The organism is Amycolatopsis echigonensis, from assembly GCF_014174495.1.
In the GTDB taxonomy this organism is placed as follows: Bacteria; Actinomycetota; Actinomycetes; order Mycobacteriales; family Pseudonocardiaceae; genus Amycolatopsis; species Amycolatopsis echigonensis.
Map to the genome: position 1 here is coordinate 1 of NZ_JACJHR010000046.1, position 19,086 is coordinate 19,086.

19 protein-coding genes are annotated in these 19,086 nt (G+C 69.7%); 2 read left to right on the forward strand and 17 right to left on the reverse strand.

Features of this window, described 5'->3' with window-relative positions; translation table 11 throughout:
* The 11 genes from H5411_RS27885 to H5411_RS27935 form a co-directional block, all read right to left on the reverse strand.
* Nucleotides 1-878, reverse strand: an 878-nt coding sequence (locus H5411_RS27885; protein ID WP_183125525.1) for a branched-chain amino acid ABC transporter permease, incomplete at its 3' end; no start/stop codon positions are given.
* A 5-nt stretch (nucleotides 879-883) separates the two neighbouring features.
* Complete coding sequence (locus H5411_RS27890) at nucleotides 884-2,068, reverse strand: ABC transporter substrate-binding protein (RefSeq protein ID WP_183125526.1); 1,185 nt, start codon at nucleotides 2,066-2,068, stop codon at nucleotides 884-886.
* Nucleotides 2,069-2,105: 37 nt separating this feature from the next.
* Nucleotides 2,106-2,867, reverse strand: coding sequence for a 3,4-dihydroxyphthalate decarboxylase (gene phtC / locus H5411_RS27895; RefSeq protein WP_183125527.1), 762 nt, complete (start codon nucleotides 2,865-2,867; stop codon nucleotides 2,106-2,108).
* On the reverse strand, nucleotides 2,864-4,078 hold the full coding sequence (locus H5411_RS27900; RefSeq protein WP_183125528.1) for an NAD(P)/FAD-dependent oxidoreductase: 1,215 nt from the start codon (nucleotides 4,076-4,078) through the stop codon (nucleotides 2,864-2,866). The genes phtC and H5411_RS27900 overlap by 4 nt, the downstream gene beginning before the upstream one ends.
* Nucleotides 4,075-4,272, reverse strand: coding sequence for a ferredoxin (locus H5411_RS27905; RefSeq protein ID WP_183125529.1), 198 nt, complete (start codon nucleotides 4,270-4,272; stop codon nucleotides 4,075-4,077). The genes H5411_RS27900 and H5411_RS27905 overlap by 4 nt, the downstream gene beginning before the upstream one ends.
* A gap of 20 nt (nucleotides 4,273-4,292) precedes the next feature.
* Complete coding sequence (hcaB, locus tag H5411_RS27910) at nucleotides 4,293-5,078, reverse strand: 3-(cis-5,6-dihydroxycyclohexa-1,3-dien-1-yl)propanoate dehydrogenase (RefSeq protein ID WP_183125530.1); 786 nt, start codon at nucleotides 5,076-5,078, stop codon at nucleotides 4,293-4,295.
* Complete coding sequence (locus H5411_RS27915) at nucleotides 5,075-5,389, reverse strand: hypothetical protein (protein ID WP_312878632.1); 315 nt, start codon at nucleotides 5,387-5,389, stop codon at nucleotides 5,075-5,077. Before H5411_RS27915 ends, hcaB begins: the two co-directional genes overlap by 4 nt.
* Nucleotides 5,386-6,003 carry a 3-phenylpropionate/cinnamic acid dioxygenase subunit beta gene (locus H5411_RS27920; RefSeq protein WP_183125531.1) on the reverse strand — a complete coding sequence of 206 codons (618 nt, stop codon included), beginning with the start codon at nucleotides 6,001-6,003 and terminating at the stop codon, nucleotides 5,386-5,388. Before H5411_RS27920 ends, H5411_RS27915 begins: the two co-directional genes overlap by 4 nt.
* Nucleotides 6,000-7,382, reverse strand: coding sequence for a Rieske 2Fe-2S domain-containing protein (locus H5411_RS27925; RefSeq protein WP_183125532.1), 1,383 nt, complete (start codon nucleotides 7,380-7,382; stop codon nucleotides 6,000-6,002). Before H5411_RS27925 ends, H5411_RS27920 begins: the two co-directional genes overlap by 4 nt.
* A 148-nt stretch (nucleotides 7,383-7,530) precedes the next feature.
* The gene (locus H5411_RS27930; RefSeq protein WP_312878633.1) at nucleotides 7,531-8,331 is read right to left on the reverse strand and encodes an IclR family transcriptional regulator; all 801 of its coding nucleotides are present in this window, start codon (nucleotides 8,329-8,331) and stop codon (nucleotides 7,531-7,533) included.
* Between the two features lie 10 nt (nucleotides 8,332-8,341).
* A complete protein-coding gene (locus H5411_RS27935; protein WP_220817569.1) occupies nucleotides 8,342-9,046 on the reverse strand; it encodes an isochorismatase family protein in 705 nt (234 codons plus the stop codon).
* A 673-nt stretch (nucleotides 9,047-9,719) separates the two neighbouring features.
* Between H5411_RS27935 and H5411_RS27940 the strand changes: the two genes are divergently transcribed.
* The gene (locus tag H5411_RS27940) at nucleotides 9,720-11,408 is read left to right on the forward strand and encodes a PucR family transcriptional regulator (protein WP_183125533.1); all 1,689 of its coding nucleotides are present in this window, start codon (nucleotides 9,720-9,722) and stop codon (nucleotides 11,406-11,408) included.
* Nucleotides 11,409-12,006: 598 nt separating this feature from the next.
* Nucleotides 12,007-12,495, forward strand: a complete 489-nt coding sequence (locus H5411_RS27945; protein ID WP_183125534.1) for an SDR family oxidoreductase — start codon at nucleotides 12,007-12,009, stop codon at nucleotides 12,493-12,495.
* 550 nt (nucleotides 12,496-13,045) lie between these two features.
* On the opposite strand, the gene H5411_RS27950 is transcribed toward H5411_RS27945, so the two are convergent.
* The 6 genes from H5411_RS27950 to H5411_RS27975 form a co-directional block, all read right to left on the reverse strand.
* A complete protein-coding gene (locus H5411_RS27950; RefSeq protein ID WP_183125535.1) occupies nucleotides 13,046-13,768 on the reverse strand; it encodes a sterol desaturase family protein in 723 nt (240 codons plus the stop codon).
* The gene (locus tag H5411_RS27955; protein WP_183125536.1) at nucleotides 13,765-14,490 is read right to left on the reverse strand and encodes a FadR/GntR family transcriptional regulator; all 726 of its coding nucleotides are present in this window, start codon (nucleotides 14,488-14,490) and stop codon (nucleotides 13,765-13,767) included. The genes H5411_RS27950 and H5411_RS27955 overlap by 4 nt, the downstream gene beginning before the upstream one ends.
* A 237-nt stretch (nucleotides 14,491-14,727) precedes the next feature.
* Nucleotides 14,728-15,981, reverse strand: a complete 1,254-nt coding sequence (locus H5411_RS27960) for an MFS transporter (protein WP_220817570.1) — start codon at nucleotides 15,979-15,981, stop codon at nucleotides 14,728-14,730.
* 162 nt (nucleotides 15,982-16,143) lie between these two features.
* Complete coding sequence (locus H5411_RS27965) at nucleotides 16,144-17,394, reverse strand: xanthine dehydrogenase family Fe-S subunit (protein WP_183125538.1); 1,251 nt, start codon at nucleotides 17,392-17,394, stop codon at nucleotides 16,144-16,146.
* A complete protein-coding gene (locus tag H5411_RS27970; protein WP_183125539.1) occupies nucleotides 17,391-18,296 on the reverse strand; it encodes an FAD binding domain-containing protein in 906 nt (301 codons plus the stop codon). The genes H5411_RS27965 and H5411_RS27970 overlap by 4 nt, the downstream gene beginning before the upstream one ends.
* A gap of 9 nt (nucleotides 18,297-18,305) precedes the next feature.
* Nucleotides 18,306-19,085 carry an enoyl-CoA hydratase/isomerase family protein gene (locus H5411_RS27975; RefSeq protein ID WP_183125540.1) on the reverse strand — a complete coding sequence of 260 codons (780 nt, stop codon included), beginning with the start codon at nucleotides 19,083-19,085 and terminating at the stop codon, nucleotides 18,306-18,308.
* Between the last annotated feature and the right edge of the window lies 1 nt (nucleotide 19,086).

Here is a 19,086-nt window from a genome sequence, read left to right on the forward strand (position 1 = left end):
CGGCGGACCTCCGCGGTGCGGCCGAGGATGCCGGACGGTCGGACCAGCAGCAGGACGATCATCAGGCCGATGGCCGCGACCTCGGCCAACGACGCGCCGGTGAAGCGCGCCAGCACTCCTTCGGCGACGCCGAGCAGCAACCCGCCGAGGACCGCGCCGCCCACGCTGCCCAACCCACCGGCTACGGCGGCGACGAAGCCAGAGACCGCGTAGGAGGTGGTCGTGTCGAACTGCAGGAAGGTGATCGGGACGACGGCCGAGCCGGCCAGCGCCGCGATGGCGCCGGCCAGGACGAACGCCAGCAGCCGCACCCGGTCGACGTCCACGCCGACCAGCCGGGCCGAGTCCGGCCGGGATGCGGTGGCCCGCATGGTGAGCCCCAGCTCGGTGCGGGTGAGCAGCAGGCCCAGCGCGACGACGGCGACCAGCAGGATCGCGGCTATCCACAGCTGCTGGCGCTGGATCGCGATCCCGGCGAGGACGATCGGCGCGCCGGTGGTGAACGGCTTTCCGGTGTAGGGCAGGTTGCCCCAGACCAGCAGCAGGACCCCGCCGACGGCCTGCAGCAGGCCCACGGTGACCAGCAGGAGGCGGTCCGGGGTCGCTCTTCGCGCGGCGGGCAGCAGCACCACCCGGTCGACCGCCGCCATGCCCAGAGCTAGCACCGCGACCACAACCAGCAGCGCGACCAGCGGGTGCAGGCCGGCTTGCTGCAGCGACACACTGAGCAGCGCGGCGAGGACGACGAATCCGCCCTGGGCGAGGTTGATGACCCGGGTGATCGAGTAGACGAGCGACATGCCGACCGCGATGAGGGCGTAGACGCAGCCGTCGACGAGGCCGCCGAACAGCACCTGGATGCTGGAGGAGAGGTTCATCGCCGTCACCTTCTGTCCGTGGGTTCGAAGCTGCCGTCGCGCACGCGCACCATCGCCACGTCGGAGAGTCCGAGGCCGCGGTGGTTGCCCGGGGCGAAGTTGTAGGTGCCGACGACCCCGACGACGTTCGTGCGCGTTTCGAGGGTCTCCTTGAGCGAGGTGGGATCGCCGCCGTTGGCGCCCAGGCCGTCGGCCAGGACCCGCACGGCGTCGTAACCCACGCCGGGCCCGAAGTCGGGCTTCGCGCCGAACCGGGCTTCGAAGTCCCGGTGGTAGGACTCCTCCAGCGCGCGGGCGTCGCCGCCGCGATCGGACTGTTCCCACCAGAAGTCCTGGGTGGCCGGGATGAGCAGTTCCGGCGGGGTGTAGTCGGCGACGCGCTTGAGGAAGGCGTAGCTGAGGTTGCCGTCGGTGGTGGCCACGGGGATCCGCAGGCCGAGCTGGGTGACGCCCTTGAGCGCGACCGCGGCGGCTGCTCCGGTGCACCACACGATCAGCGCCTTCGGTCTGGCGGCGGCGATCGTCTGCAGCTGCGAGGTCACCGATACGGCGCCGGGTTCGAAGTTGGCTTCGGCGACCGAGTGCATCCCGGGCAGGCGGGTCAGCGCGGTGTGGAACGACGCGAGGCCTTCCTGCCCGCTGGCGTCGGTGCTGTTCAGCATCGCGATATCGGTGATGCCGGCCGCTTGCCAGTGCTGCAGCGTGCGCTGGATCAGATCCGATGTCGCGACGCTCGCCGACCAGACGTGGCTGCCGGGCTTCGGCTTGATCCCGGGTGAGAGGCAGTAGACGACGGTGCGGCTGCTCTCGGCGAGCGGGGTGATCGCGTTGCAGGTCGAGGACACCGAAGGGCCTACGATCGCATCGACAGTGCCGATCATCCGGCGGGCCTGCAGCACCGCCTGGACGGGTGTGCTCTGGTCGTCGGCGACTTCGAGCCGGATCTGGCGCTTGTTGACGCCGCCGCGGGCGTTGATCGCGTCCGCGGCCAGCTGGGCGCCCTGCAGTTCGCCGAGGCCGAGCTGACTCGACGCACCGGTCTGGCTGGTGATCACGCCGATCGTGTAGACCGGCTGGGCGCCGGCGGCCGTCGCGCATCCGGTGGCCAGCGCGGCGACCGCGGCCAGCATGGCGAACGGTCTCGACCGGACAGGGATGGCCGGGCCGGGGCCTCGTGAGCGGGTCGGCATTGATCGCTCCTCGGTGATGGTGGGGACGTCAGGTCGGTCAGGTGCGGTCGGGCTCCAGCACGCCGCGCAGCCGGGCGACCTCGTGCCGCCAGGCTGTCGCCGTGGTGAAGCCGGCTCCAAGGTCGGGCAGCTCGGCCAGGTCGGCGTCGGGCAGATCGGTGAGGACGCCCCCGGCGGAGACGACCTTCAGCGAAAGCCGGGCGAGCCCGTCCACGCTGATCGCCTGCAGCACTGCCTGCTCGACGGTGTCGGCCGCGCTGGTGAGCCCGTGTCCGCGCAGGATGACCACGGGCCGTCCGGCCATGGATTCGACCATTTCCTCGGCCAGGGCGCGGGTGCGCACCAGCACGCCGCGCGGGTGCACGGGCACGCCGCCGGCCGCGAGCCGCGTCCCGGGGATGTCGAAGGCACCGACGATCGGGCGGATCCGGAGACCGGCGAGGTCTGCGGCGACGACCTCCGGTGGGTGCGCGTGCAGCACCGCCTCGACCTCCGGTCGGCAGCGCAGGACTTCGGTGTGCAGCGGAAGCTCGTTCGGCGGGGAGTAACCGGCGAGCTCGCCGGGTGCGCCCTCTCCGCCGTCGAGGTCGACGAGCCGGATGTCGTCCGGCACCGTGTAGCCGAGGCCGCGTTCTCGCGGGCCCCGGCAGCGCACGAGGAGCCTGCGGTCGTCGATCCGCAAGCTGAGGTGTCCGAGGATCCCTTCGGCCAAGCCCCGTCCGGCCAGCACGCGGCAGGCCTCGGCGATCAGCACGCGGAGGGGTTCCAGTTCCGCCGACGGCGGCGCGGGGGCGCTCATCGGGCCCCCACGGGCCGGGCGTTCTCAACCTGCGCACGGACGTCGGCGAAGGACGCGCCGGCTGCGTTGAGCACTCGACGGCAGGTGATCAGCGCCTTGGGCCAGTTGACCGTGAGAGCGCCGGCGAAGCGGTCCCCGTCTGCGTAGAGCACCGCGAACTTCTCCGGCCCGGCGCCGTCGACCCGCTCGTGGACATCGCCGCCGGTGCGTCCGACCAACTGGATCTTCCAGTCGTACTGGTCGCTCCAGACGTACTCGGTGGGCGTGTAGGTCCGCAGGCTCTCGGGATGGGTGATGTTGTGGGCGACGCACGCGGCCTGCTCGACCGCATTGGTCCAGTGCTCGAATCGGACGGTGCGTTCGTACCGGGCGTGCCACCAGCGGGCGACGTCCCCGACTGCCCAGACGTGAGGGTCGACGATCGAGCGGCACCGGCTGTCGCACAGCACGCCGTCGTCGGTGGCGATCCCGCTGCCGGCCAGCCAGTCGTCGTTCGGCACCGCGCCGATGCCGACGACGACCGTTGCGGCGGCCAGCGTGGTGCCGTCGTCGAGCGCCACGGCGAGCCGGTCGCCGTCGGGGTGGATGCCGGTGACCCCGATGCCGAAACGGGTGGTGATCCCCCGGCTGGCGTGCAGCTCGCCGAACACGGCGGCGACCTCGCGGCTGAGCACGCGCGAGAGCGGCACCGGCACCGGGTCGACGACGGTCACGTCGGACGCGCCCATGCCGAGCGCAGTCGCGGCGACCTCGGCGCCGATGAACCCGGCACCGATGACGACCAGCGGTCCGCCCGTGCGCAGCGCGGTTCCGAGAGCGCGGGCGTCCGCCAGCGAGCGGACGACGTGCACTCCGGGCGGGGTGCCCCACGGCGAGGGCCGGGCGCGGGCACCGGTGGCGATGACCACATCGTCGTATGGCAGTTCGGTGCCGTCATCGAGGAGCACCTGTCCGTCGCCGACGCCGGTCGCGGCGTGGCCCAGCACCAGCTCGATGCCTGCCTCGGCCGCGGCTTGCGGGGTGAGGAGCCCGACGCTGTCCTCGGTGACCGTGCCGGCGAGCAGGGCCTTGGACAGCGGTGGCTTGTCGTACGGCGGCGCGTCTTCGTCGCCGACGAGCGAAATCGCGCCGGAGTAACCCGCGGCGCGCAGGGCCTGGGCGGTCCGCACACCACCGATCGATGCCCCGACGATCACGGTGCGGGCCGTCACTCGTCTGCCACCGCCAACGCCGAGACCGGACAGCTGCGGGCCGCCTCTTCGACCCGGGCCCGGTCCTGGTCCGGAACCGTCGCCTTGAGCAACATTACGATCCCGTCGTCGTCGATGTCGAACACGTCGTCCGCGCCGACCACGCAGTTCGCGTAGCCCTGGCACGCCTCGAGATCGGCCTTCACGATCGCCATGTCATGTCTCCTTCGCAGAACTAAGCCTTGATGCCGATGCCGCCGTCGGGGTGCACGACCCCGCCGGTGACGCCGCGCGAGCGGTCCGAGGCGAGGAACACATAGCTCCACGCGTGGTCTTCGCCGGACAGCGCGACCTGCAGCGGCACTCGCGCGGCCAGCTCGCGCGCGCGGCCGGGGGTGTCGTTCAGCCTGCGCTCGTCCTGCCCGAGGCTGCCGATGCCGCGCAAGTCGGTGTTGAGGGTCCCGCCGGGCGCCACACCGTTGACCCGGATGCCGGGTGCCAGCTCGTGGGCCATCGCCACGACCAGCCCGCGAACCGCGAACTTGGTCGAGACGTAGAGCACTCCGCCGCGGCCCGGGTAGTAGGCCGAGGTGGATTCGGTGAGGATGATCGTGCCGCCGCTCTCGCGCAGCGCGGGCAGCGCCGCTTTCACCGCGTGCAGGTGACTTTTGACGTTGACGCGGTAGATCTCGTCGAACGCGTCGTCGATCTGGTCGGCGTCGAGCTCGCAGATGCCGCGGTAGAAGTCGAACACCCCGACGCAGTTGACCAGGACGTCGAGCCCGCCGAACGCCGACACCGCCGTCGCGACGGCTTCCTCGTTCGCTTCCCGCGTCGTGGCGTCCCCGGTGACCACCGGCAGTCCCGGGATCTCCGCGGAAAGCTTGACACACTTGGCTTCATCCCGTTCGAGGACCGCCACCCGCGCGCCTTCGGCGAGGTAGGCGTCGACGACCGCGCGGCCGATTCCGGAGCCGGAACCGACGATCAGCGCGCGCTTGCCGGCTAGCCAGTCGCTCATGTCTCCTCCTCGAGCAGGGGACCGAAGGGGTGGCCGATCATGGCCGAGAACGTTTCCGCGTTCTGCCAGGTCAGCGACTCGACTTCGAGCGGGCACAGCGCCACCCATTGGCCGGACTTCGGCGCCTCGACCAGCAGCCGGGCGCCATTGCGGGTCTCGACCCGCGATACGCGGATTTCGGAGAACTCGTTGCCGATCGTGATGGCGTCCCCGCTCTGGCGGGCCTTCAGCTCGCGCAGCTCCGCAGCGGCCGCAACCGCGGCGGCCGCGTCTTCGGCTTCGCCTTCCCACTGCAGGCCGGTCCGGGTCACAGGAACACCGCCAGGTTCTGCGTGCGCAGGACCGAGTCGTCCACCAGGATCGTGCGGCGGGCGAGCCGCCAGCCGTCGCCGGCCTTGCGAAGGAGGTCTTCGCGGCCCGCGGAGAGCACTGAAGCCTCGCGGACGTCGCCCCGGCTCCGGTAGAGCAGGATGGCGGTGTCCACGATCAGCTCGTCCGGGTTCGGAGTGGCGAAGGTCCGCACGTTGGTGACGTGGTGGCGCAGCCGCGACGGCGGATCTTCGGTCCACGCGTGCTCGGTGCCGAAGCGGGCGACGCGGCGTGAAAGCGAGTACTTGTTCTCGTCGAAGTGCGCCATGTGCGGGGCGGAGTCGAACCCGGCGGCTTTCGCCGTGGTGACCCGCACCGGCATCAGGTAGTGGATGTCCTCGGTCAGCAAGTCGAGCCAGGCCTCGTAGTGCTGCGCGTCGAGGAGGTAGGCCTCTTCCACCATCCAGTGGTGGGCCTGCAGGTGCCGGCGGTCGTCGAAGGGCAGCGCCCGGCCGGTGCGCCCGGTGCGCGGCGCGTGCCCGCCGAGGCGGGAGTCGGCGGAGTACGGTCCGCCGTTGCCAGTAGGCCGGGTGCCCGGATCGGTCTCGGCACTCATGCGTTCCCCTCCGCCCGGACGTTCGAGACAGCGACCTGCGAGACCTTCTCTGCCGGTTTCTCCAGCAGGTCCGCCCACCGGTTGAGCAGGTGCCGCTGGTTGTATTCGCCATAGCCAACGTGGGCCTCGCCCGGGCCGGCGTACTGCTCGCAGGTCAGCGGCGCCCCGACTTCTGTGCCGTCCTCGAGCAAGCCCATCCGGCTGTTGAGCAGCAGCCGCCGCGCCATGGTGCCGGCCGCGGTGTTGGTCAGCGAGACCCAGTTCTCGACGTCGTCCTGCTCGAACATGCCGGTCGAGCCGAAGCACATCAGATAAGCCTTGTAGGACAGCGCCTTGAACTCCTCCGGAGCCTCGGCGTCCACCGCGAACCAGGACAGGACCTCGGTCTCGTCCGGGCCGACGGGCTGCCACGTGCGAATGGAGATGAACGGCAGGACTTCGTCGGAGTCCTCGACCTTGGGCCAGTTGTGCACGAAGCTCATGTTCGGGAACAGCGACGCCGCCGAGATCATGAAGCCGTCGCGGCCGATCACCTCGAGCTGGTCCTGGGACCACTGCTGCTTCATCTTCTCGATCATCACGTCGGGGTAGCCGACGTAGCGCAGCTTCTCCTCCAGCGTGCCCGGCGGCAGCTTGTACGTGGTGCCGCCGCCGTTGCCGGCCCAGTAGGTGTTGCCGTCCTTGCGCTTCTCCGCCTTCGGTTCGCGGAAGAGCCCGATCTCGACGACGGAGGTGTGGGTCTGCGGCGTGTGGTACATGTCGCCGGCGAAGTTCTCCGCACCGATCTTCCAGTTCGCCTTGACCCGCCAGCGCTGCGGCCCGCGCAGCTCGATCCCGCTGGCAGACTGGCCGGTGTAGTAGTCGAGGAAGAATGCGAAGTCCCCGAGGTACTCGCGCAGCGGCGGCGCATCCGGGTCCATGCTCAGGAAGATCAGGCCGTTGTAGGTGTCCAGCGAAGGCGCGGGCAGCAGGGTCTGGCCCTTGCGCCGGAAACCGGCCTCGCCGCCGTAAGCCTCCTGGTGGAAAGGCAGACCCACGATCCGGCCATCGTTGCGGTAGGACCAACCGTGGTACGGGCAGCGGAAGTGGCTCGCGTTGCCCATCTCCGCGCGGCAGACCTGCATGCCGCGGTGCAGGCACATATTGAACATGGCGCGGACCTGGCCGTCTTCGCCGCGGGACAGGATGAACGAGTCTTCGAGCACTCGGCGCACCACGTAGTCCCCGTTCTGGGGGATCTCGGACTCGTGTCCGACGAACAGCCAGGCGCGGCTGAAGATGCGCTCCTTCTCCAGCCGGAAGATCTCCTCGTCGTTGTAGATGTGCGCGGGGATCATCCCGCGACGCACATCCCCCAGTACGAGGTCCAGGTCGGTCATCGACGACTCCTTGATCTTTCTCTGTCTGCCAGAGTAGCTATCCGCACAACAGAATTATCGACGGATCTCGTCGTGTCAAGGCGGCGGCGGAAATGCAAGACGCCCCCGCCCGGAAACCGGGCGGGGGCGTCGCAACGCGAGGGACGGGTCAGCCGTGCAGCACGGCTTCCGCGTCGAGAACGGCTGCCTGCAAAGCTTTTCCGATCCGGACCTGGTCTGCCTTGGACATCCGGGAGGTGGGCAGGGAAACATTGAAGGCCAGCCGAGCAGGGGCGCGGTCGGGCGCGAACGCTACCGCGACTGAGGACACCCCCGGCTCGCTCTCTTCGGAGCTCACCGCGAACCCCTGCTTCCGGATGAGCTCCAGCTGCTCGTCCAGCTCGGCGCGACTGCGGACACTCTTCTCCGTAAGCCCGTCCAGGTCCTCCCCCGGGTACAACGCGTGAACCTCCGCCCGCGACATCCGCGCGAGCATCGCCTTGCCCGTCGAGGTAGAGGTGGCGGGCATCGACATCCCGAGCCGCGAAGCGACCCGGACACCCTGAGGACTCTCGATCGCGTCGATGAACCGCACCACGGTTCCGTCGAGCAGGCCGAGGTGGACAGTCTCCCGCAGGTCGGTGTTCAGCCGTTCGAGGAACGGCCGCAGCGCCTTGCGGAAGTCGAAGCGCTGCAGGATCGAATACGCCACGCCGGTAAGCGCCGTCCCGGGCCGGTAGACCTTGGTGTCCGGGTCCTGGCGCACGAACCCGCGGTAGAGCAGCATCGCAAGCATCCGGTGCGCTGTGGACGAAGCAACGCCGAGGTACTCGCTGATCTCGGTCATCCGGACCTCGGACCGCTCGCCGAACAGCAAGAGGATCTTCAGCGCGTTGTCCACCGACTCGATCGGGTACTGCGGGGGCTTCGGCCCGACGACCTCCCCCTCCCCCGGTACGGATTTCTTCACAGCAGAGACCCTAGCGCCGCCGCGTGTCGCGCGGACCGGCCGGAGCGCGCTTGCGCACCTCGGCGCAGGCTTCGTCGAGCCCGACGACGTCGGCGTACTTGACGTCCATGTCGAATAGCGCGGCCGCGTGCGGCAATGCCGCGCGGTCCCCGACCGCTTCTTCGACAACGATCGTGTGGAAACCGAACGAGCAGGCGTCCACGACCGTCGCCCGGACGCACCCGCTGGTCGTGCAGCCCGCCACCAGCAGTGTGTCGACGCGCGCTGCAGTGAGCCGGGCCGTCAGGTCGGTGCCGAAGAAGCAGGAGGCGAACTTCTTGACCACCACGGGCTCGCCCGGCCGACGGTCGAGGCGCGGATCCACCCTGGCCCACTCGCAGCCCTCGACCAGCATCCGATTGGACGGGATCTTGCGGATCCACAGACCCGCATCCCCCAGCCCAGGTTCGTAGGCGACCGTGGAGAACAGCACCGGGAAACCCGCCTCGCGGGCCGGTTCGAGCAGAGCGGCAATCGCCTCGACCTGCGGATCGAGCGGTCCGGCCAGCGGTGAACGCGGGTCGGTGAACCCGAGGACCATGTCCACGACGAGCACTGCCGGCCGCTCGCCGAACCCGACCCGCCCCCCAAGCCCCTTGCTGCGGAACTCCTGGCGCAGCTGCGTGAACTCGGCTTCCGCTCCGGACACTTCCGTCATCACGCGCTCATTGCTCACGCCATCCACTCTGGCACGCAGAGTCGGTCTCTGTCGATCACGAGAGCGGCTCCGATCGGCTACCAGGGCCCGCACGGCACCAGTCTGCAGCCCGATCCCGTCGTGATCAGCCTCCGTATCCCGAGCCGGGCACGACCCCGTGCCTTCACTTCACCGCCGGGCGACACCGGCAGCTCGGCCGCAAGATCGCGCCCTGACAAGCGGCAGTGAGGATTCGGCTTGATCCGCACCACGAGGGTATGAGGTCACCGGGCGAGGTGTTCCCGGAGGCTCGCCCGCCCTGACCGGCGATGCTCAGTGGCCGCCGCCCGCCACGGCAGGCCTCCTCGACCGTCAGTTCGAGCTCGGCCTCCTGGCCGGCACCGACACCGAGGGGCGTCCTAGAAATCGGTGGCCACCGGCCCTCAACCGCGGGAACCTGGACACCGCCACGGCCGTCGGCCGCAGTTGGTGCTGGTCGGTCCCGTAGCCGGGGCGCACGACACGGTCACGGTGTTCGGCTTGGTGGCCGGGTCCTCGACGACGGCGATCTCTCCCCACGCGACACCCACGATGGCAAGGACGGCAGTGCCCGCGCGTGCGCCTGGCAGGCCGAAATTTCATGCGCGCGATCGCCCCGGCAGAGCACGACCAGTCGTTGTAAAGTTGTGGCCAGTCGACGGCCGGAGGTCCGATGTCACCCGTGGAGGCTGGCGACGGAGCTCACGAGATTCCACAAAAGACGGATGACTGGTGGCGTGGCCAGCAGTCGAATCTGCGCGGGCTGTTCGCCGTCTCGACGAGGATGATCGACGGCCGGGAAGCCGACGGCATCATGCGGCTGGCCGGCGCCTCCGTCTCGTCGTTGAGCAGTTGCTGCGCCAAGGCGGTCTATCTGTTCATCGGCGGCGCACTCCGCCGTCGTGACGACATGGAGCCGGACGCGGAGCTTGACCGGCAGGTCTGGCTCCTCGACGGCGTCAGCGGCCCGCTGGTCCTCCCCGACGGCGACTGGTGCTGGGGCTTCGCGCTGCGGGGGCTGGACGGCCTGCTGGGTTACCTGGCGGTGCACGCGGCGGTGGAGCCGCCCAAGGACGAATTCTTCCTGCTTGAGGCGCTCGGCCGGCAGACGGCGAGTGCGCTGGTGAACGCCTCGCTTCACCGGCGGGAGCGCGAGCATGCGCTCGAACTGCAGGAGCTCAACCGCAGGCTGTCCGCCTCGGTCGCCCGGCTCGAACAGCAGACGCACGTGCACGAGGTGCTCAGCGATATCGCCGTGTCGAGTGCGGGCGAGCCCGGCATCGCCCACGCCGTGCACCAGCTGACATCGTTGCCGGTCGCGATCGAGGACCGATTCGGCAACCTGCGGGCCTGGGCCGGCCCCGGCAAGCCCGACCCGTACCCGAAAAACGAGGCCCACCAGCGCGAGGAGCTCCTCAGGCGCGCCGCGGCGGTCCCCCACCCGATCCGAGAGAAGAATCGGGTGCTCTCCCTGGTCAAACCGCGGTACGAGGTGCTCGCTGTGGTCGCACTGGTGGACCCGCGCAACACCGTAGGCGCCCACGAGATATTCACGCTCGAATACGCGACGACGGTGCTGGCGCTGGAGCTGTCCCACCTGCGCAGTCTCGTCGAGGTCGAGCTGCGCCTGCACCGTGACTTGGTCGATGACCTGATCATCGGCACCGACGACGAAAGCGCGTACGCTCGCGCCGACGCGCTCGGGCACGACCTGCGCGGTCCACATTGCGTGATCGTCGTCTGCTGGGACGGCGAGCAGACCGACGACGCCGTCGCCGAAGCCGTGGGCCGGGCGGCCGCATCGCTCCAGCTGAGCTCGATGATCTCGCGGCACTCGGGTGTGGTGGTGCTCCTCGCCAGCGGCTGCCCGGAAGGGGAGGCTCTGTATCGCCTGCTCTCGGCGGACCTCGGCGGCGTCGGCGCCACCGGGATCGGTGGCCGGTGCGACCGCCCTGGCGACTTTCCGAGGTCCTACTCGGAAGCGATGCGAGCGTTGGACATCCGCCGGAAATCGGGGTCGCCCGATGGTGCGACGACCTTCGACCAGCTGGGCCTCTATCGCATTCTGGACAGCGGGGAAAATCGCGCCGAAATCGTGGCGTACGTGCGGGAATGGCTGGGCCGGCTGCTCGACTACGACGAGCACAAGAACACGGATCTGGTCCAGACGCTGGCACAGTACCTCGAATGCGGCGGACACTACGACGAGACCGCGTCCGCCCTGGTCATCCACCGCAGCACCCTCCGCTACCGTCTGGGCCGGATCCGGGACATCACGGACCTCGACCTGAATGACGTCGACAACCGGCTCAACCTGCACGTGGCCACCAGGGCCTGGAAGGTGCTGGGGGGTGCACTGTGAATGGGGCCTTCGGCCTTGTTTTTCCAATGCTCCTCGGAGAAACAGGTTTCGCAGAGCAGTCGGCCAGCAGAGCCCGGGTGTCGTCGAGGTCGGTGAGCAGCTGCTGCTCACCGCAGACAACATGGCCACCGCCGGCCGGATCGGCCAGAGTGCAGACCACCGGTGCCCTAGCCGTCCACGGCGACCTGACCACCGTTCCCACCGTGATCGCCCTTTCCTGGCGCGCCCGCTGCGTCGTCACCGCCATGTCTTTCATCCTGGTCCAGCCCTTCGCGGAAACCGTCGAAATCGGCGAGTCTGCGCACGCCGACACGGCCGCCGCGATCGCGACAGCCCGAAGGTCTTCCGCGAGTGGCTGCTTGCCCAGTTCGGCGAGGATGCCTGATCAAGGCCCGCCGCCAGCTCACTCCTTGCAGGCGATGAAGTGCGCGAAAGCGGACACCGGTTCCCGGGCAGTCCCCAGCTGGCTGGCCGGAGCACCAGGTCGAGGAGCCCAGCGACAGCCCCGCATGGTGTGATCTCGTTGTCTCGCACCTTCAGTGCTCGCGGATGACCTGGCGGTAGCCAGGCGAGCGACTGCCGCGCAGGTGCCCAGGCCGTGGCCGACGGCCGCGAGCGTCGTGCTCTGCGGGAACATCCGAAGGTCGAGCCAGGCCGCCTGCTTCGGTTCACATCCCGCCGGGCGGTCATCCCGCACATCCGGGCAGGCGGCCGCGGCGGCTCCGTCGTCTTCACGTCGTCGATCGCCGGGCTGAAGGCAGTCGCGGGCTGCACGCACTACACGGCGGCGAAACACGGCATCGTCGGCCTCATGCGGACGCTCGCGCGCGAGCTGGCACCGGAGTCCATCCGGGTCAACACCATCCACCCCACCGGGGTCCACTCCCCCATGTCCAACGACGAGTTCTACCCGCAATGGCTCGAGGAACACAAAGAACTCGGCGACGCCATGCGCTACAACCTGAGACCAGCCGATGCGATGCCGGTACGCGACGTGGCCGATGTCGTGTCGTTCCTCGTGTCCGACGCGGCGAAGCGGATCACCGGCCCGGCGCTGACCGTGGAGGCAGGCGAAAGCAAGAAATGACACAGAGAGGGCCAGGCATGTCGTCGGAAAAGGTGCTGCGCGTCGGCGGCTTTCCAGTTGGCGGTGTTGCCGTCGGCATCGGAGGTGAACCCGGTCAGGGCGGTGGCGCTTTCGGTCGCCAGGAGCCGGTCGGCCGCGTCGTAGCAGTAGCGGGTTTTGCGGTTCCGGATGCGGTCTGGTCGAGCAGGCGCATCCGGTTGGTGTTGAGGCCGGCGTTGGCCTGAGTGCCAGTGGGCAGGTCGCGGATGCGGCGGCGTAGTCGCAGGCGGAGTGGTCGCCGGTGACACACGCCTCGGTCAGGCGTCCCGCGCCGTCGTACCCGTAGTTGGGCCGGGCGTCGGTGCCGGCGAGGGACTCGTTCGGTGATCGTGTCCGCCGCGGTGCGGCTGACCTGGGACACGATGTGCTTGTTGTCGCCGGTCTTCCAAGTCCAGCGACAACGGCCGAGCGGCCCAGCTACCGCCGTCGACCCTCGCAGGATGCTCCGCTTGGAGAGGGCCAGGTCGGCGACGGTCGACAGCACCGGCCGAGCGAGTACGCGACCGGCCGCTCACGCGACCTCTCCGTGCAGGTTCTTCGCGGTGCCGCTGGTGGGCACCTTCGCCGGGTCCGGATGAGTGCCGAGCACGCGGTCCGATGTGCCGCTCGTGGTGATCGAGAACCAGTAGTGCTCGTTCTTGTAGTGGTGCAGCCGGTGGTTGCGCCAGATCGCCTTGTAGGCGCGTGATTTCGGCCGGTAGTCGCTGTGGATCAGGTAGTGCGTCCACTCGTAGATCCCGAAGGTGACCGCCTCGGCGAGCATGAACGACAGGATCTCGCCCGGGGACGCCCCGACCAGCAGGCCGACCCCGATCGGGAGTGCGCAGCCGACGATGAGGATGCCCCAGATCAGTGAACGCCAGGGCACGAACACCAGCGGTACGTCGCGCGGTTCGGCGTGGTGGCGCCGGTGGTCGCGGGCGAGCCGGGTGTCGAGGTACAGCCCGGCGATCCGGCGGGGACGCCAGTGCAGGATGAAGACGTGGACAGTCCACTCGATGAAGGGGTAGAGCGCGACGAGAACGAGCGGTGCCCACAAGTCGCCGAGTGCCCACTGCCCGACGACGAGACGACCGGCCAGCACACCGACGAGAACGGCGCTGATCATCCACGGAGACGGATAGCGCCAGAACGCGCGCCACGTCGCGCCGAGCGTCACTGCCGGTCGGCGCGCCAGATCACGCTCGGCCGCACTCAGCCGTTCCTGCGCGAGTCGCTCAACATGGTCGGTCACGACGGGTCCTCCTGCAAGGTGTCGATCATCGAGGTCAGCGCATCGGTCGCCGACGTAAGCAGCTGCGCGGCACGGTCACGCGCCGTACCGCCGTCGCCGGAGGTCACTGCCTCGGCTATCCGCCGGTAGGTGTCGATCTGGTCGACCTCAGCGGACATCACCGGCGCGAGGGCATCGATCAGCGGCAAGTACGCCGCGCGCATGCTGTTGAACATCAGCCGGAACGCGATCGAGTCGGCGCCGTCGACGAGAACCTGCCAGTAGTCCAGCGCAGCACGCTGACGCGCGACCGGATCCAGGTCGGACTCCAGCGCTTCCACCGCCTGCTGCAGCGGCTTCGCCAGCTTCGCGCCCCTGCGTTCCGCGGCGAGCTGGGCGATCCGCGGGCCGACGTACGCCCGGGCCTCGAGGATGCTGCGCGCGACGGTGAGGTCGATCCGGCCCCCCACCACCAGCAAGCGCGGGAGCAGGTCCAGGCCGCCGTGTCGGCGGAAGTCGCGGACGGTGGTCGTGTCGCCCTGTCGTACCTCGACGTATCCGGCATGGGAGAGCCGTTGCAGCGCCTCGCGGACTGCCGGGCGCGACACCCCGAGGACCTCGGCGAGCCGGCGCTCGCTGGGCAGCCGCTCACCGGCGGCCATATCGCCCGCCATCAGCTCGCCGAGGAGCTGGTCGTAGACCTCGTCGGGAACGGACCGTCGAGCGACCGGCTGCAAGTGCATGCGCGGACCGTACGACGCGCGCGGCCACTGGTCAAGTGGTCAGACCAGTGGCGGGCACCTGCTGGCAGGATCGGTTGTCCCCGCTGGACTCAACCGCGGCGGCGTGCCGGCCGCGGCGTTGGCGGAGCGGCGCATGGGCATCCGTTGCCCAGGAATCTTCACCGCGTCATGCGGTGGGCCTCGCGAGACCTCGCCGGTCAGCCAAGCCGCGAGGGCAGCCGTCCCGCACCGCCACTGTCAGACGGGAGTGGCGTCGTCGGCCGCGGTCCGGGTGCCGCGCTCACGATCGAGCGCGCCCCGGGTTTCCGGGCTGGCCACGATCGCGATGACGAACACCAGAGTCGCCCCCGCCAAGAAGATCACGAGCCGCGAGGGAACGTCCGACAGAGCCGGGCTGAGCAGGCTCACCACGGTCGGCATCAGCCCGCCCAGCATGAAGCCGAGGTTCCAGCTCACTGCGGTGCCCCTGGCCCGCAACGCGGTCGGGTACCGCTCGTTGAGGAAAATCATCAGCGGCGAGTACGCGGCGTTGGACAGCATCACCATGATCACGCACAGCACCGCGACGACCGCGCCGCGATGGCCTCCGGCGGAGGCGATGCCCCAGGTGAGCAACGGCAACGCGAAGAGGTTGCACAGGCCGAACCCGATCATGGTGCGGCGGCGGCCGAGCCGTTCGCTCAGTTCGCCCGCCCCGATCGCCGCCCCGATCACCACGACGCTGCTGATCAGCAGGATGGCGCCGCGCTGACCTGCCGGCACCCGCACCACCTCGCTGAGGAGGGTGGGCAGATACCCCGACGTCAGGTAGTACTGCGCGCCGCCGCCGGCGGCCACCGCGATGTTGAGCGCGAGGATCTTCTTTCCGCGGCCCCGAACCAGTTCCCGGAACGGCGCCGGAGCCCGCTGTTTCCCTTCGAATTCCGGAGATTCCTCGACCTTGCGCAGCACGAACAAGCTCAGCAGCGCACTGAGCAGTCCGCAGAAGAACAGCACCCGCCAGCCCCACTGGTCGAATGCCGGGCCGGTGAAGATCGCCGAGACCACGATGTAGGCCAGGCTGGCCAGCGCGGCACCGAGGCCCGCTCCGCCGGCCCCGATCAGCCCGCTCATCAAGCCGCGCCAGCGCGCGCCGATGCTTTCTGTGCCGAGCGTGTGCGTGGTCGCGGTGACGCCTCCGACGAACAATCCTTGCGCGATCCGCAGCGCCAGGAACAAGATCGGGGCGAGCACGCCCACCGCGGCGTGAGGCGGGACCAGGCCCATCGCGGCGGTGGTGACGCCGACGCCGCCCATGACCAGCACCATGGTGGCCTTGCGTCCCTTGCGGTCGGCCAGCTCACCGAAGATCGCGGCGCCCGCCGGGCGCATCACGACGGTGACCGCGAACGAGCCGAACACCGCGGCGATACCCAGGGTCGGACTGGTGCTCGGGAAGATGTTCTTGCTGATCGGTCCGGCCACGTAGAGCAGCAGGAACAGGTCGAACAAGTCGAAGGACCAGCCGGCGACGGATGCGAATACCGCGGCACGAGGCGACTTTGACCGTGGTGCGATATCGGGTGTCAAGGTTTTCCCCTCACGGGAGACGGGACAGGACAGCGAGAACCAGGACAGGAATCCGAAACGTGAAGTCCTGCCCGCGAATCCGGATCAGCGGGACTTCCGGCGCGTGCGACGCAGAGCTTTCCGGATCCGGTCGAACAGCGGAGCGAACAGAAGTTTGAGCGCGCTCGGCGCTTTGACCGGGCCGCTGGGCGCCTGCCCGGAGGTCGCGGCTTCGCGAAGGGCGTCCGCGAACTGCTCGAACATGCGCCGGCTCACGTCCCCGGCCAGCGCGCGGCCGAACTGGGCGATGCGCCCGGTGAGATACACCTGGGCTTCGGCCCGCATCGCGGTGCCGGCGGCGGTGGCCTCGGTGCGCAGCACGATGTCGGCCTGCGTCTGCGCTCCGCCGGTGTCCTGCCCCTGCGCGAGCACGCGCAACCGCTGACTGGCGCGGTCATGCTCGACGACGTGCGCCACCCCTTTGAACGCGAGCTTGATCGGGCCCACCGAAACGCGGGCGCGGCCGGCATAGTGGTCTTCGCCCAGGTCCTCGGTGAGCTCTGCTCCTGGCAGGCACCGGGCGAGCAGCGACACATCGTCGAACACGCGCCACACCGCGTCCACCGGCACGCCGATCTCGGTCTTGATGTCGACCGCGATCGTCGGATCGCCGTCCGGCAGCACGATGTCGACCCGGCGGGTCTCGGCGGCGTTGCTGTCCTCATCGGCGTCGCGGCCGTCGGTGCTGCCCGCTTGACCGCTGGCCCGGCCGACAAGCGCGCGGTGTGCGCAGTTGCCCGGGGCGGGAATGCCGTCTGGGTGCGCAGCCCGGGTTTCCTCGACCGCGGCAAGGATGTTGCGATACCCGGTGCAGCGGCAGATGACCCCGGACAGTTCCTCGGGCAGTTCGTCCTCGGTCACTTCGGGCTTGTTGCTGAGCAGGTCGTACGAGCTCATCAAGAAGCCAGGGGTGCAGAACCCGCACTGCAGTGCGTGGTTGCGGCCGAATGCCTCCTGCAGCGGGTGCAGGTCGTCCGGCCGGCCCAGGCCCTCCACGGTGACGATGTCCGCCCCGTCGAGCTGGACCGCGAACAGCAGGCAGGCCCGGGCCGCTTCCCCGTCCACGAGCACCGTGCACATCCCGCACACGCCGTGCTCGCAGCCCACGTGCGTGCCGGTGAGCCCGAGGTGGTCCCGCAGCGCGTCGGCGAGCGTCAGTCGCGCGGGCACGCTGAGCACGGCAGGCGTTCCGTTCACCGTCATCCTGACCTCGACGAGGGCGTCCGCGGCCGCCTTGACCGCACGCGGTTTTCCTTTTTGCGCCAAGGGCTCGGTCGTTTCCGGAACAGTCTTCACGAGGTCACCTCACCGGCGCTCCTGCGAGCGCGCTCGTATGCCTTGCACAATTCGCGGCTCGCCAGCGTGCGGAAAAGCCGGCGGCGGTAGTCGCGGGACGCGTGGGCGTCGCCGTCGGTGTCGACCAGTTCGTCGGCCACCGCCGCGAGCGGGTCGGACAGAGCGCTCGCCAGGCGGCGCACGTCGCCGCCGCACTCACCGAGCGCGGTGGCGAGCTCGCCGCGGACCGAGCGGGTGACCGGCCGATCGGACACGCCGAACCCGGTCAGCTCCGCCTCGGTCTCCGCACCGCGCACCCGGACCCGGACCGCGACCCCGGCGAGCGCGAAATCGCCGTGCCTGCGGGCGATCTCGGCGAACCCGAAGCCCTCCCGATCCGCGGCGGCCGGGAAGCGCACCGCGGTCAGGATGTCGTCTGGCCCGAGCGCGGTGGTCATCGCGCCGGAGAAGAACTCCCGGGCCGGCACCCGGCGGGAACCGCCGGTGCCGGTCACGGTCAGCTCGGCATTCAGGCAGCACGCCACGGCTGGCAGCTCGGCGGCGGGATCGGCGTGCGCGAGGCTCCCGCACACGGTGCCCCGGCTGCGCAGTTCCCGGTGCCCGACCCACGGCAACGCCATGCCCAGCAGGGGAACCGTGGCAGCCGCTGGGTCCCGTTCGACCCGGCGCTGGCGCACCGTGGCGCCGATCTCCAGGTACCCGTCCGCCATGTCGACCCGGTCGAGCTCCGCGACGGAATTGATGTCCACCAAGGTTTCCGGGCGGGCGAGCCGCATGGCCAGCACAGGGACCAGCGACTGCCCGCCCGCGATGACCTTGCCGCCGCCGCCCGTGCTCGCGAGTTCGGCGATCGCCTCGGACAGACTCGACGGCCGGACGTAGGCGAATGGTGCGGCCTTCATGGTGTCAGCTCACCGGCCCTGGAACTTCGGCGCGCGCTTCTCGGTGAACGCGGCGACGCCCTCGGCGAAGTCGTTGCTGGAGCGCAGCATCGAGTACGCCTTGCGCTCCAGCTCGATGCCGGAATACAGCGGCGCGTCCACGCCCTTGTCGAGCACCTCCTTGGCGGTGCGCGCGGCGAGCGGGGAGAACCCGAGCAGCACGCCCACGATCCGCTCCACCTCGGCGTCCAGCGCGGCGCGGTCCTCGACCACGTTCGCCACCAGACCCCAGTCCCCGGCCTGCTGCGCGTTGATCCGGGACGCGGTCATCACGTGGTACTTCGCGCGGGCGAGCCCGATCAGCCGGGCGAGGCGCTGGGTGCCGCCGGAGCCGGGGATCATGCCCAGCCGCATTTCCGGCAGCGCGAATTCGGCGCGCCGGGTCGCCACCCGGATGTCGGTGGACAGCGCGAGTTCGAGCCCGACGCCGAAGCAGTAGCCGTCGACCGCGGTGATCACCGGCTTCGGGCTGCGTGCCGGGGCGGTGACGTTCTGCCCCAGATCGGTGAAGTCGATCGGGTCGACCTCCATGAACCCGGCGATGTCGCCGCCGGAGGAGAAGTGCTCCCCCGCGCCTTGGACGACCACGACCTTGATCTCGTCGTCGGCGTCGATCTCGGCGAACCGGTCGGCCATCACCTGACGGGTCTCCCAGGTGATGATGTTGTACTTGCCGTGATCGAGGGTCAGGTAGGCGACCCGGCCTTCGTGGCCGCGGTCGAGCCTGATCTCGCCTCCGGTGAGTGCCATC